The following is a 14115-nucleotide window of genomic DNA, read 5'->3' as shown; positions in this document are numbered from 1 at the left end:
CTGAAAATACTGTCTTTATGAAGAGGGTATCGTGTTTAACCCTAAATGTTCATTACGCCAATTTGAAGGAGTATCACCTTCCCAAAGACGAAAGGCACGGTAGAACGAGTTCTGGTCTTCATATCCAATCAAGAAAGCCACTTCTTTAATATCAAGCGAAGGATCTGCCAGATACTCTCGTGCTTGCTCATGTCTAGCTTGTGTCAGCAATTGCTTGAAGCTTGTGTTTTCTTCAGTAAGCCTGCGTTGCAAGGTACGGTCACTCATACTTAATACCTTCGCAACAGCTTGAATGTCAGGGCGTCCTCCGCTGAAGCTGCGTTTCATGATCCATTTGACCCTCTCGGTTATAGAGCGTGTGCCCTTCTGTTCAGCAAGCGTCCGGTCCAAAACGGGAGTCAGAATCTCCAGCAACTCTTCGTTGTACGAGATAAAAGGATGATTCAAATCATTTCGACGCAACGTCAAACGATTATATTGAGCATCTATCTGAATTCGGCAACCGAAATAAGCTTCAAGAATCTTTACATTTCCTATAGGCTGTGAAAACTCGACAAGCTGTGCTGTCAAAGGTAGACCTGTGCCTCGCCGTCCGAGTTCTAGAAGAAATGCCAAAGTGAGGCCGAGCAGCAGCGGTGGACCAGAATGCCCGGGATGCTGCCATTCCAATTCGATTGTACATAGCTCGCCTTCCTCGGTAATACGCAAGCTTTCAGGAGGGCACATTTGTTTGTATCGTACCATTCGGTTAAGAGCATCGCGATAGTCCTTAGCATGGTATGTTGCTAAAACCGTCGGCGGATATTGTGTGGTTTCAAAGACGGTTGCAAGCTTAATGATTCCTTCGGCAGTATCCCCAATGAGATCGTTATATGCCTGCCAGACTGCGAAATATTGAGCAGTGGTGACTTCTGACTCTCTGAGATGGCTAAGTGGAAGATTTGCTTTGCTGGCTACATCTTGTGCAGTTATCCCTAATTGACTTAATCCAGCCCAAAATCCTGGTGGGATTTTAATTTGATCAGAGGTATGAGACTTCATACATATGGACCTCCTTTATTAAGAACTCCAGCACGCTTGGGCAAGCAGTTCGAACGAATGCAATCGTTTCTCATAATCTGGAATCATGGTAACGATAATGAATTCATTAACTCCATACAAAAGAGATAACCGTTCCAACTTACCTTTAACACTTTCCGGAGTACCTACCAGCAGCTTGCGTTCCAAGGGCTCAGACTTCGCTTCGGCAGAACCTTCTTGTTGGAATAATGCCGTACCAGATGAGGCCAATCGCTCTGCCTCTTCCTCAGTCTCGGCGCAAATGACGCCAACAGCAACCATGGCCCGCGGTTCAGGAGAAAGTGAAGAAGGAGTAAATGTTTCACGGTAAGCTTGCAAAACCTCCTCCCCTGCTACATCGCTCATGAACTGGCCGAACACATAACCTGCTCCAAACTCGGCAGCATATGCCGCGCTTTTCTTGTTTGTACCCAGCAGCCATAGCTCTGGAGATACGGGTGGGACCGGCCGGGCGGTTATTGAACGTCCTTCATAGGAATAGTTGCCCTGTAATAATTCAGTGACTCCTTTAAGTAGTTCTGGCATTTTCCAAACATTTTCGAGAAAATTGCCACTCAGTGCTAAACTTACTTCAGCAGTACCTCCGGGAGCTCTGCCTAATCCAAGGTCGATGCGTCCGGGGTACAAACTGGCCAGCAAATGAAATGCTTCCACCACCTTTAGCGGCTTATAATGTGGCAGCAATAAAGCGCCTGAGCCAAGGCGAATGTGTGCTGTTTTCGCTCCAATATGCGATAAAAGCACCTCCGTAGAGGTACATGCTAATCCCGGCATATCATGATGTTCAGCAACCCAATAACGAGAATATCCCAGTCTTTCTGCTGTCTGAGCCAGCTTCACTGCTTGTCCCAATGCGGTAATAGCATCCACCGTATTAAAAACAGGTACGAGATCTAATACACTAAGCTTAATGGATGTTCTTGTCATGATTAAGTCCTACTCGAGGGTTTCGGTAAAATTCGATCATATCGATAAAAATAAGCTTGTAATCAACTGCAACCGCGGCCAGATCATACATTTGGCCATGGCCGTCTTCTTTGGAGGCAAAAACAACATCGTGCCGCAGCTTATCCATAATCATTTTGCCGATGAACTGATGCTCGTATTCCGCGTACTTCTTTTTGAAAGCTTCATTAAACTCCCACAGCTCTTGGTAAGACCGCTCTAGCATTGCGTTTACCAAAGTCAGCTCATTGCCCTCTTTTTGTACAGCTACGTAATAATTTCCGCGATCATCCTTGATCAAATCCTTATATAACTCAACATTCAAAGTTAACGTCTCCTCTCTGATTACCTAGAACTCAATTTTATAGGCTTGCAGTCAGCACCGTTGGCTCTGTCGTGATTTCTACATTTCCTGCAACAGCTCTGGAGATCATGCAGGAGCCTTCTGCTTTATGGGCAATACGGATGGTTTTATCAATATCGTCCTGTGACGCATCTTTGGTAAGGGTGATTAGGGGTGAATGTTTGATGGCTTCATATGTAAAAATGTTATTCGTTACATCGACCGTCGCCTCTGAGGTTAACGTCAGCTCTGAAGTCGTCAGCCCTGCCCGCTCCAGCATTGCTGCAAGTGTAATGAGATAACAGGTTGCTGCTGCTCCCAAAAGCATCTCATCCGGATTCGTTCCTACTCCGGGTCCTCCCATTTCTTTCGGAATGGAAATTTGAGTCTTAAGCTGTCCAGCTTCAATAGTTCCGTCACTGTTACGGCCACCGTTCCATACGGCGTTCAATATAAATGGGTGCTTCATTTTTATATATCCTCTCTAGCTTGATATTGCATGATATATTTTTCATCGAATACTTTACATGCTAACATAGAAGAATGTGGTGAACAAACAGGCTCAGGCCTACTATTCATGAAACTTATCTATAAATTAAAATCCAGGAGGTTCTACCATCATGATAAACGACACGGATATAAAACATCTCAAGCGTTGTATTGAACTTGCCCGAATTGCACTAGAAGCTGGGGACGAACCCTTTGGTTCAGTCCTTGTATCAGCAAGTGGAGAAGTGCTGGCGGAAGACCGCAACCATGTAGGTAGCGGTGACCATACTCAGCATCCCGAATTCGCTTTAGCCCTCTGGGCAGCTCAGAATATGACACTGGAAGAACGTAAGCAGGCAACAGTGTATACCTCCGGAGAACATTGCCCTATGTGTGCAGCGGCACACGGTTGGGTTCGTTTAGGACGAATTGTATATGCCAGTTCCTCGAAGCAATTATCGGCGTGGTTAAATGATATGGGAATTGCAGCATCACCCGTCCGTAATTTAAGGATTCAAGAGGTTATTCACGATGCGTTCGTAGATGGCCCTGTACCGGATCTTGCAGAACAAGTACGGGAGCTTCATCTACAATTTCACGAGAAAAGACTTCTTCAGTAATACGAAGAATCAAAAATATTTTATTTTTCCGTAAAAAAAGAACCTTCGGATAAAGGTTCTTCGGCTGTCGAGAAAGTCTCGACAGCTTTATTTATGTCCAGAAAAGGGTGATTTCACATCCCTTTACCTTTTATTATTCTTAATTACTTCGCTAAAGCGGTCAGGGAAATTTGTATGTACACCATCTACACCCCAAATTACGGCTTTATCCATATTCACTTGATAATTCACAGTATATGGAAACACCTTTAGCCCTGAATTTTTTGCCTGCGCGACATATGCCGCATTTATTTTTTGAAAGTTAGGACTTATGCCTACCGCATAAGTTTTTAATCTATTCACATAGGATTCTGATATTTTATAAACAGGAAAATCATACCATACAATTTGATAAAGAGGGACTGCTGGATTTATGGAATGGAATCTACGTAAACTCGCTTCACTAAATGAATGTATAGCAACATGAGCCGACAGATCATAATTTAAGATTTCTTCATTTAACAATGCCTCGATGTTCGAATTCGACGTGGGATCTTTAATCTCAATCATATAGTCCACTTCTTTTCCGAACCTTTCAAATACCTCTTTTAGTGTCGGAATACGTAAATCTACATATTTATCTCTAGCGAACATGGGATATTGTTCATTAAACCATGAACCCGCGTCTAATTTTGAGATGTGCTCTAAAGTAAAATCCTTTACATACCCTTTAGCATTCGTGGTGCGATTTACGGTCCCATCATGAATAACAACAGGAACATGATCTTTTGTTAACTGAATGTCTAACTCGATATAATCGGTCTTCATATCAATAGCTAGTTCGAATGCAGGTATTGTATTCTCAGGAGCATATCCTGAAGCACCACGGTGAGCGATTGTATATACTTTATCCGCAGGCATGATAATTTCCTTTACTTTAATGCGAATCCAGGGGGAATAAGCATACAAAGAGGTGAACAATAAGATTAACAAAAGCACATGTATACCTATAAAGTAGATTCTAGAATTTTGAATTTTTTGCATTAAGCTAACCTCATCTTTTAAAAAATATAATGTGGAATACTTGGTGACTTTCGCTCTAACATTCATTCTTGTGTAAAATTATGATTTATATTCCCTTATGTTAATCCCACCTCAATGTATTTGTAAGGTCAAAGTTTGGAGATTTCTATTGTACCAGATTATCTAGAGAAAATATTGCGAGGCAGCATAAATGAGAAAGGGTCTGCAAGGTCAAGAAGCAACATCTAAACTTTGTGGGGTATAAACTATAGTTGCTATATATACAGAGTCCTAAAGTTCTTATACCATTAACTTTGTAAGCGATTAACTTTATAGGAGGAAATGACTTGACAAAGCCAGTGCAACCCAATGAACCTCTCGTAACTCATATTTATACTGCGGATCCTTCTGCTCATGTATTTGAAGGCAAGATTTATATTTATCCCTCTCATGACCTGGATCACGATATGATCTCTAATGACAACGGTGACCAATATAATATGGAGGATTACCATGTTCTGTCTATTGATGGAGATGGCTCCCCTTGTATCGACCACGGTGAAGTACTTCATGTGAAGGATGTTCCATGGGCTAAACAGCAAATGTGGGCTCCGGATGCAGCATACAAAAACAATACCTACTATTTGTTTTTCCCAGCCCGAGACCATGACGATATTTTCCGAATCGGGGTTGCCACCTCAACTTCACCTTCCGGACCCTTTACACCTGAACCAAGCTACATTCCTGGCAGTTATAGCATTGATCCCGCTGTTTTCGTTGATAATGATGGCAAATCATATATATACTTTGGGGGTCTTTGGGGCGGTCAACTTGAAAAATGGCAAACCGGCTCATTTGTTGCGAATGCCGAGGGACCGGCTGAAACGGCACCAGCTCTTGGACCTATCGTAGCGGAGCTGAGCGAGGACATGCTGAGCTTTGAAGGTGCGCCTAGAGAAATATCCATCATCGATACGAACGGAAATGCGATTCTTGCTGGAGATGAAGAAAGAAGATATTTTGAAGGTCCATGGGTTCATAAATATAACGGTTATTATTATCTTTCTTATTCCACGGGAACTACCCATAATATTGTATACGCTATCAGTAAAGATCCGCTTGGGCCTTTTGTATATCAAGGAAAAATACTTACACCCGTCCTGGGCTGGACAACACACCATTCTATTGTTCAGTTTAAAGAGAAGTGGTATTTATTTTATCATGATAGTTCTTTATCTGGTGGTGCTGACAACAAGCGATCTGTAAAATATACGGAGCTGAAATACAACGATGATGGCACCATTCAAACCATCCATCCTTAGTTTTTATTGAAATGGAGTGCATGCTGTAGTGCACCAGGAGGGGAAATATCATGCCAATAACACAACAAGGTGCTTTTTATACCGGGAAATATCGCAATTTATTTAAGGAGCTTGGCTTTTCTGAAGATCAAATCAACGCTAAACTCGAAGAAACTTGGAGTGATTTGTTTTACGGAGATCCGAACGTACGAATCTACTATCCGCTGGACGAGGAAAAAAGCTATATTCTGGATACAGGTAATCTGGATGTTAGGTCTGAAGGAATGTCCTACGGGATGATGATGGCTGTTCAAATGAATAAAAAAGATGAGTTTGATCGTTTATGGAATTTCTCCAAGACGTTTATGCAGCACAAAGATGGCCGTTATGCCGATTACTTTGCTTGGCACTGCAAGCCTGACGGCACAAGAATTTCTCAGGGACCCGCACCGGACGGGGAAGAGTTTTTCGCCATGGCCCTGTTTTTTGCCTCGAAACGTTGGGGAAACGGTCCGGAACCTTATAATTATTCTGAGCAGGCTCGAACAATATTGCGTGCTTGTGTACATAAAACTGAAACAGGTGCTGGTGACTCAATGTGGGACGCGGAAACGAAACTGATTAAATTCGTACCGGAATCCACCTTCAGTGATCCATCTTACCATCTCCCCCATTTCTATGATTTGTTCGCTTTGTGGGCTGATGAAGGTGACCACATGTTTTGGCGAGAAGCGGCGGAAGCCAGCCGCACTTATCTACACACTACATGCCATCCTGTAACTGGTCTCGCTCCCGAATATGCCAATTTTAACGGCACTCCGGCAGAACCCCAGCCTCATGGTGATTTCAGCCATTTTTTCAGTGATGCTTACCGGGTTGCGGCTAATATCGGTCTGGACTGGGCATGGTTCCAAAAGGACAGCTGGCAGGTCGATCAATGTAACCGGATTCAAGCTTTTTTTAGGAATATCGAAGTTTCCAATTACCGGCGGTATACTATTGAGGGACAGGCATTCGACGAACCGGCGCTGCATCCGGTAGGCCTTTTGGCAACCATCGCCATGGCTTCGCTTGCTTCGGATGGCCCGGAGGCAGAGCATTTTGTCCGTTTGTTTTGGGATACACCTTTGCGAACTGGACAAAGTCGTTATTATGATAACTGTCTGTACTTCTTTAGTTTATTGGCCCTAAGTGGAAACTATCGCATTTATTGAAGTATATCGAACAAAACAATAGGACTCCATTCCTCGAAAAGGTCGAGGAATGGAGTCCTATTAATCGTAATAAAGCTTTGCTATTATTTAATTACTACATATTCCAAGTTAACAAGTTTTGCGTAAGCAATAATTTGGTCTGTTGTAAGAGTTAAAGAAACAACGGTGTGGTGACCGCCACCATTTTCGATCCAAGCTTTTACCCCGTCTTGGAAGTTTGGTTTAACATTCCAAAGCACACGAGCTACTGGAAGGTTTGGAGCTGGAACAGTTGGTTCAAAAGCAGTCACTTCATTGATCAAAAGTTTGTAATGCGTACCGAAGTCAGCCATGGAAACCACTACACCGTCTCCTGCTTTACCGTCAAATACTAAACGGGCTGGATCGTCTTTGCCACCAATACCTAGTGGAGACACGATGATTTTTGGTTTGTTGCTTGCCAAAGTAGGATCTACTTCAAGCATATGGGATTGAAGAATAGATTCTTGTCCAACCGTCAATTCATAAGTGTAATCTTCCATAAAGCCAGTGGATTGGTTATGGCTCATCACTTTAAGCAAGCGGTCGAGAGCTGCAGTCTTCCAGTCTCCCTCTCCAGCAAAACCATATCCTTGTGCCATCAAACGTTGAACAGCAAGTCCTGGAAGTTGTTTCATTCCATGTAAATCTTCGAAGTTTGAGGTGAAGGCATTGTAGCCACCTTGATCAAGGAAACGTTTGATAGCAATTTCATAGCTTGCTTGAACTCTTACGCTAGCTTCCCATGCTTCTTTGCTGTTAGTGCCATAGTCGAATTCATACAGCTCTGCATATTCAGCAAACAAACCATCGATTTCTTCTTCTTTAACTTCATTAATGACTTGAACCAGGTCACCAATACCAAAGTAGTCAACCGTCCAGCCAAATTGAATTTGGGCTTCAACTTTATCTCCTTCAGTTACACCAACGTTACGCATGTTGTCACCAAAACGAGCAACTTTGATATTGAAGCTTTCGTTATAAGCAACGGCTACGTCCATCCATTCTGCAATTTGCTTTTGAACTTCAGGGCGTTCCCAATAGCCTACAACCACTTTGTTTTGTTTGTTCAAACGGGCGTTAATAAAACCATATTCACGGTCACCATGAGCTGCTTGGTTTAGATTCATGAAGTCCATATCAATTGTTGCCCATGGAATACTTTCATTATATTGCGTAGCTAGATGAAGCAAAGGTTTTTGCAGCATTTTTGTTCCGCGGATCCACATTTTTGCAGGTGAGAAAGTATGCATCCAAGTGATGACACCGGCAACTTCGTCACGATAGTTAACTTCTTTCATAATGTTGGTGATTTTATCTGCGCTGACAGCTAAATCCTGCAATACTAGTGGGTAAGGCAAAACTCCGCTTTTATTCAAAGCATCTGTCATCGTTTGTGCGTGCGCTTTAACTTCAGCCAATGCTTCTTCCCCATAAAGATGTTGCGAACCTACGACAAACCAAAATTCTTTTGCTACTGCTGTTGACATATTCATCCTCTTTTCATCATTTTGTAGTTTGATTATTTTTGACCGTAATAAGCGTCTTTCCCATGTTTGCGCAAGTAATGTTTATCTAGAATACGTTGTGGCAATTCTTCCGCAAAATGGTTCAACTCTCTAGCAAATAAATTCATTTTTGATACTTCATCCAACACTACGCTGTTCATTACAGCGGATTTTGCATTTTTTCCCCAAGTAAAGGGTCCGTGGCCTTTAAGCAAAACACCGGGAACCGCCATAATATCTATCCCGCGTTGTTCAAAGGTTTCGATGATTACATTACCTGTTTCCGCTTCGTAACCCCGATCGATTTCCTCTTGCGTCAAGAAACGCGCACAAGGAATGGAGCCATAGAATGTATCAGCGTGCGTAGTTCCCATTACAGGAACGTCAAGTCCTGCTTGTGCCCAGATAGTTGCCCAAGTGGAATGTGTATGCACGATTCCGCCAATTTCGGAGTAATGTTTATAAAGTACTGCGTGAGTAGGTGTATCGGAGGAAGGTCTCATTTCCCCTTCAACCACATTGCCATCCAGATCAACGACTACCATATCGCTGGCTTTCATTGTTTCATAATCTACACCACTAGGTTTGATTACGAATAATCCACTTTCGCGATCAATTGCACTCACATTTCCCCATGTATACTTGATAAGTCCATGTTTCGGCAATTCCAGATTGGCTTGAAAAACCTCTTCTTTAAGTTGTTCTAACATCTTGGTCCCTCCATTCTCAGACTAAATTATCAACAGCGGATTGCTCAATCGCCAGACCTTTTTTATAACGTTCGATAAAGGTTTCAAACCCTTTAATGTCGGTTGCATCGGGATGAATTTCTTCTCCCTTTACATCTTTGAACACTTTTTGATCGAGGAAGTCTTCCAAGCTTTCTTCCTGATTTTTGTTCATCATGTATGAGGCAAGAATAGCCATTCCCCATGCGCCGCCTTCTCCAGCAGTCGACATTACGGAAACAGGAACATTCAGTGAAGCTGCCATCATTCTTTGGCCAACAACCGGAGTCTTAAATATACCGCCGTGTCCTAAAATACTATCTATGGCTACATTCTCTTCTTTCGTCAAAATGTCCATTCCAATTTTCAAAGCACCAAAGGCGCTGAACAAATGTGCACGCATAAAGTTAGCCAGATTAAATTTGCTCTCAGGCGAACGTACAAATAGCGGACGGCCTTCTTCTAACCCCGTAATGTTCTCACCCGAGAAATAACCGTAACTGAGCAATCCACCCGCATCTGCGTCTGCTTCCAAAGCCTTATTCAGCAATACGCTGTACAATTTATCAGCTTCTACCTTTTGCCCCATTGCTTCATAGAACTCACGGAATAATCCGAGCCAGGCGTTAAGGTCACTTGAACAGTTATTAGCATGAACCATACCTACCGGACTTCCGTCTGGTGTAGTCACCATATCAATTTCCGGATAAACCTTAGAAAGTTCTTGTTCCAATACGATCATGGCAAAAACAGAGGTTCCTACGGAGACATTCCCGGTACGTTTTCTTACACTATTGGTAGCAACCATACCGGTTCCCGCATCCCCTTCTGGAGGGCTAAGCGGAATCCCAGCTTGTAATTGCAATGATGGATCCAGAATTTTGGCTCCTGCTTCGGTTAATAGACCCGCTTGCTCACCGGCAACATACACCTTAGGAAGAAGATCGCTGGTCTTCAGCGAATAACCTTTGCCAGCAATAAGCTCATCAAACTGTTGTATCATGGATTCATTATAATTCCCTATGGATTCATCAATCGGGAACATACCTGAAGCATCCCCAACACCAAGTGCTTTGTTGCCGGTCAATAACCAATGAATGTATCCTGCCAACGTCGTAACAAACCGAATCTCCGGCACATGTTCTTCTTTGTTTAAGATCGCCTGATAAAGATGAGCAATACTCCAACGTTCCGGGATATTGAATTTAAATACATCCGTCAATTCTTTGGCTGCCTTACCAGTTGTTGCATTACGCCAAGTCCGGAACGGAACGAGCAATTGATCCTGTTCGTCAAAAGCCATATATCCATGCATCATTGCAGAAAACCCGATTGAACCAACGGTTTGGAGGGTGATTCCGTAATTTTGTTGAACTTCTTGCTTCATCTCACGATAAGCATCTTGTAGACCTTTGATAATATCTTCTAGGCTGTACGTCCAAAAGCCGTCTTTCAATTGATTTTCCCATTCATAACTTCCAGAAGCGATCGTTTGAAAACTATGATCAATAAGTACTGCTTTAATACGCGTGGATCCAAATTCAATCCCTAGCGAAGTTTCTCCCTTATTGATTGCTTCTTCGATGCTTAATCGATTCGATATCACGTTAGTCACCTCTCTGACAGCGCTTTTTTAATATAAAAGAATTCGCTTTCTTAATTAACAGCTTTAGTATAAATTTTTGTACGTACATTTGTCAATAAAATAGTTATATATACATACAAATATGGAGATGATAATAATTTAACTCCGTACTTAGTTTGTTTATGATGATCTAAAGGTACGAAATATTTACATTTTTTCATAAAAAAAGAGCCCCTTTATATTTAATTCGTAGTCATGCTATAATTTGTACATACAACTTAACGAAATGAACGAATCAAAAAGCGAACAAGTATGGAAAGAGGAATTACATGAAACCAAAGTATCAAGTGATTATAGAGGATATAAAAAGCAAGATCCTTTCAGGAGATTACAATGTAGGCGAACAAATTCCTACGGAGTCTGCCTTGCAGTCCTTGTACGAGGTTAGCAGACAGACTGTTAGAAAAGCCATTTTAGAGCTATCCAACGAAGGATTCCTCCGCAGCGAAAAAGGTTCTGGCACGTATGTCAGCAACCAATATCGCACAAAGACCGGCGGGAGTTCACATAAGAAGACGATCGGTGTAATTACGACGTATATCTCTGACTACATCTTCCCTTCTATTATCCGGGGGATTGAAAGCCGAATGAATGAGGATAACTATTCTCTATTATTGGCTAGTACCAATAACGATGTTGCGCAAGAAAAAAAAGCTCTCGAAATGATGTTGTCCTACGGCGTAGATGGTTTAATTATTGAACCTACGAAAAGTAATCTGTATAATCCCAATATTGCGTATTATCTGTCGTTTAAGGAGCAAGATATTCCACTCATTATGATTAATGCTTTTTATGAGGAAATAGAGCTCCCCTTCCTTTGTCTTGACGATGTGCAGTCCAGTTATCTGGCAACAAAAGAATTGATTTCCAAAGGCCACTCTCAAATTGGACTTATCGCAAAAATGGATGATTTACAAGGCAAATATCGAATGAAGGGTTATATCAAAGCCCTCGAAGAAGCTAAATTGCGGTTTTATCCAGAGCAAATATTTTCGTTCAACACCGAGACCAAACAAACCTTAGCTACGAACTTGAAGGATTTCCTAAATAAAAATAGAGATACCCTCTCTGCGATTGTCTGCTACAACGACGAGGTTGGTTTGGAAGTGGTCAATGCTTGCAGACAGCTGAACATTTCTATACCAGAGGAATTATCAATTATTGGCCAGGACAACTCCTATATTGCCCAAAATGCGAACATCAAACTGACCACTTTAACGCATCCCCAAGAAACTATGGGCCGTGATGCAGCGGATTGGGTCATTAAAAAATTACAAGGAAAAAAGGATCTTCCCAACAATACTTATTATCAACCTGTGTTAATTGAAGGAGAAACAGTAGTCGAGAGATAGAATAAATTCTGAGGGATTTGTGTTTATCTTCATATATAAATGTAATAACCCACCAGTTGTGACTGGTGGGTTATTTGCAACTGTTATCTTAGTATTCTTTAAAGGTTCGATTCTTGTTTTGAAGTCAACAGTACAGAAGAAGCAAACTGTTTCACAAGCTTGCCGGGATTTATCCCGTATTTATCCCGAAATCCCTCGGCAGCCCGAGGGGTGATAGCCCCAAGGCTTGAATATGGTGTTATCTGGATACACCATCTAGGAAACACTAACATTTCTTTTACTTAATTTCTTAAATACCGAGTATTCCTTATTGGACTTAATAAAACTTAATATCTTTTCAGCACATTCTAATGAATTCATCTCTTCCGTATTTACTTCGAGGTCATATTCTTCAAAGCAATATACTTTGCTAAACTGTGAAGCTGCTAGTCCAATCATTCTATCTCCTCTTGTTTGCTCTCTTCTTATGAGTTCTTCTTTCGAGCATATTACACCTATAAATAACGTAGGGTGATCGAAAAATTGATCAAGAAACACATTAAACCTCTTATCGTTGTCGATTACGGTATCTACTATTACATTAAAACCAAATTCTGATAACAATTTAATTGTCGAATGGTACACTGAGAATATGGAATCATCCAATATTTGGGAAACGACTTGATGATCTATTTCTCTTGTAGGTTCATCTGGAAATTTATTATTAATAAAATCATTGTAATTATTAAAAAAATCATCAATTGATAAATGATAAAAAGGAATCTCTTTCTGTTTTATCAGTTCAGTCGATATGGAGGTCTTTCCGGAACTTGAAGTTCCATTTAGAAAAACTAATATCCCTTGCTTCAATTTAATCATCCCTTCAAATAATAATCATTGCAACTCAGAGATTATTCGAGAAAAGATTAAATTATCCTTTACTGTTTGATATGTTCCTTGATTTGTTCGGCTATTTGCTCCAACAATGCTTCTTTTCCTAAAGCAAAGAAAGCCTCATTATAATTTTGTCTGCTTGTCATACGATATATATTATTCGATTTTACAGCTTTCAGATTGCTCCAGACCTTGCTTTGGTCAAGAACATTCTGGTCATTATCGGATAATAAAATGATATGGTCTGGATTAAAGGTGGACAGTGCTTCTAGACTTGTCACTTTCCCTCCCCATGGATCTGGCTCCGGTGTACCTGGCGCGATGGGTAATCCTAGATCATTAAAAATCATATCCGCAATACCTGTGCGGGAATAGATGCGTATTTCTTTCTCTGTAGCTTCGATTACCGCAAACGTCTCTTCCTTGGTTATCTCAGTGATTTGATCATGTAGTAGTAGAGCACGTTGATCATAGACCTTCAACCACGCTTCCATTTCCGCTTTCTTATCAAGCACCTCCGCAACAAATGCAAATCGCTCTCTAAAAGCGTTAAAGCCATAAGGCACCCTCACTGTTGGAGCAATCATATTTAGTTGATCATAGATTTTTTCTTGGGTAGGTCCTGCCAGTATCAAATCAGGGCTTGCTGCAATGATCGCTTCTAAGTTGACTTCCGTCTGAAACCATCCAGCGGGAGTTACATCAGGCAGTTCTTTTTTGAGGATAGGAGTGATTTCTAATGAATTAGCCATATCTGTATTCCCAGTAATAACAGGTTTATATCCAAGCACCAGAAGTTCTTCCGTTGAGCCGGATACATCGGCAATTCTAACCGGATTCACCGGTAATTCAACATCTCCTTTAGCCTCCTGACCTGAATTCCCACACCCGTACAGCATCACCATCATGATTAAGGCGATTCCGGCAAAAGAGATCCGTTTTAAACTGAACATTTTTTCCAGCCCTCTCCAATCTATTGATAATCATTCTCACTTCT

Annotated in this window: 14 protein-coding genes; 4 read left to right on the top strand and 10 right to left on the bottom strand. The window is 41.5% G+C overall.

The annotated features are described in order from the left end of the window. Positions 1-15: 15 nt before the first annotated feature. From NYE72_RS15260 to NYE72_RS15245, 4 genes are read right to left on the bottom strand one after another with little or no spacing between them, the layout of a single operon-like run. Complete coding sequence (locus NYE72_RS15260) at positions 16-1041, bottom strand: AraC family transcriptional regulator (protein ID WP_038571075.1); 1026 nt, start codon at positions 1039-1041, stop codon at positions 16-18. An 18-nt stretch (positions 1042-1059) separates the two neighbouring features. Then, complete coding sequence (locus NYE72_RS15255) at positions 1060-2007, bottom strand: LLM class flavin-dependent oxidoreductase (RefSeq protein ID WP_076099231.1); 948 nt, start codon at positions 2005-2007, stop codon at positions 1060-1062. Continuing rightward, positions 1988-2350 (bottom strand): hypothetical protein, encoded by a 363-nt coding sequence (locus NYE72_RS15250; protein WP_076099232.1) that lies wholly within the window; start codon positions 2348-2350, stop codon positions 1988-1990. The genes NYE72_RS15255 and NYE72_RS15250 overlap by 20 nt, the downstream gene beginning before the upstream one ends. Before the next feature lie 37 nt (positions 2351-2387). Further along, the gene (locus tag NYE72_RS15245; RefSeq protein WP_038571065.1) at positions 2388-2837 is read right to left on the bottom strand and encodes an OsmC family protein; all 450 of its coding nucleotides are present in this window, start codon (positions 2835-2837) and stop codon (positions 2388-2390) included. Between the two features lie 151 nt (positions 2838-2988). Here NYE72_RS15245 and NYE72_RS15240 point away from each other — a divergent pair, with 151 nt between their 5' ends. Further along, positions 2989-3477, top strand: coding sequence for a nucleoside deaminase (locus NYE72_RS15240; RefSeq protein ID WP_076214850.1), 489 nt, complete (start codon positions 2989-2991; stop codon positions 3475-3477). A gap of 123 nt (positions 3478-3600) precedes the next feature. Here the strand turns inward: NYE72_RS15240 and NYE72_RS15235 are convergent, their stop codons facing one another. After that, positions 3601-4500, bottom strand: coding sequence for a glycerophosphodiester phosphodiesterase (locus tag NYE72_RS15235; RefSeq protein ID WP_339212033.1), 900 nt, complete (start codon positions 4498-4500; stop codon positions 3601-3603). Positions 4501-4826: 326 nt separating this feature from the next. On the opposite strand from NYE72_RS15235, the gene NYE72_RS15230 reads away from it, so the two are divergent. Beyond that, a complete protein-coding gene (locus NYE72_RS15230) occupies positions 4827-5801 on the top strand; it encodes a glycoside hydrolase family 43 protein (protein ID WP_038571060.1) in 975 nt (324 codons plus the stop codon). Between the two features lie 50 nt (positions 5802-5851). After that, entirely contained in the window at positions 5852-6994 is a 1143-nt protein-coding gene (locus tag NYE72_RS15225; RefSeq protein WP_076214847.1) for a glycosyl hydrolase family 8, read from the top strand. 83 nt (positions 6995-7077) lie between these two features. Here NYE72_RS15225 and araA read toward each other — a convergent pair whose 3' ends face one another. The 3 genes from araA to NYE72_RS15210 are packed head-to-tail and all read right to left on the bottom strand — an operon-like array spanning position 7078 to position 10854. Then, positions 7078-8502 carry an L-arabinose isomerase gene (gene araA, locus NYE72_RS15220; RefSeq protein WP_038571054.1) on the bottom strand — a complete coding sequence of 475 codons (1425 nt, stop codon included), beginning with the start codon at positions 8500-8502 and terminating at the stop codon, positions 7078-7080. A 32-nt stretch (positions 8503-8534) separates the two neighbouring features. Then, positions 8535-9230 (bottom strand): L-ribulose-5-phosphate 4-epimerase, encoded by a 696-nt coding sequence (locus tag NYE72_RS15215; RefSeq protein ID WP_036677359.1) that lies wholly within the window; start codon positions 9228-9230, stop codon positions 8535-8537. A gap of 16 nt (positions 9231-9246) precedes the next feature. Next, entirely contained in the window at positions 9247-10854 is a 1608-nt protein-coding gene (locus NYE72_RS15210) for an FGGY-family carbohydrate kinase (RefSeq protein ID WP_076214843.1), read from the bottom strand. 308 nt (positions 10855-11162) lie between these two features. Here NYE72_RS15210 and NYE72_RS15205 point away from each other — a divergent pair, with 308 nt between their 5' ends. Further along, a complete protein-coding gene (locus NYE72_RS15205; protein ID WP_036677364.1) occupies positions 11163-12245 on the top strand; it encodes a GntR family transcriptional regulator in 1083 nt (360 codons plus the stop codon). Positions 12246-12500: 255 nt separating this feature from the next. Here NYE72_RS15205 and NYE72_RS15200 read toward each other — a convergent pair whose 3' ends face one another. Both NYE72_RS15200 and NYE72_RS15195 read right to left on the bottom strand, forming a co-directional pair. Next, a complete protein-coding gene (locus NYE72_RS15200; protein ID WP_038571047.1) occupies positions 12501-13094 on the bottom strand; it encodes an AAA family ATPase in 594 nt (197 codons plus the stop codon). Between the two features lie 68 nt (positions 13095-13162). After that, positions 13163-14071: an ABC transporter substrate-binding protein gene (locus tag NYE72_RS15195; protein ID WP_076105699.1), complete on the bottom strand. Its 909-nt coding sequence runs from the start codon at positions 14069-14071 to the stop codon at positions 13163-13165. Between the last annotated feature and the right edge of the window lie 44 nt (positions 14072-14115).

Origin of the sequence: Paenibacillus sp. FSL L8-0333 (assembly GCF_037965665.1) — a bacterium.
GTDB classification, from domain to species: Bacteria; Bacillota; Bacilli; order Paenibacillales; family Paenibacillaceae; genus Paenibacillus_AQ; species Paenibacillus_AQ odorifer.
This window is presented reverse-complemented; position numbering and strand designations above follow the sequence as displayed.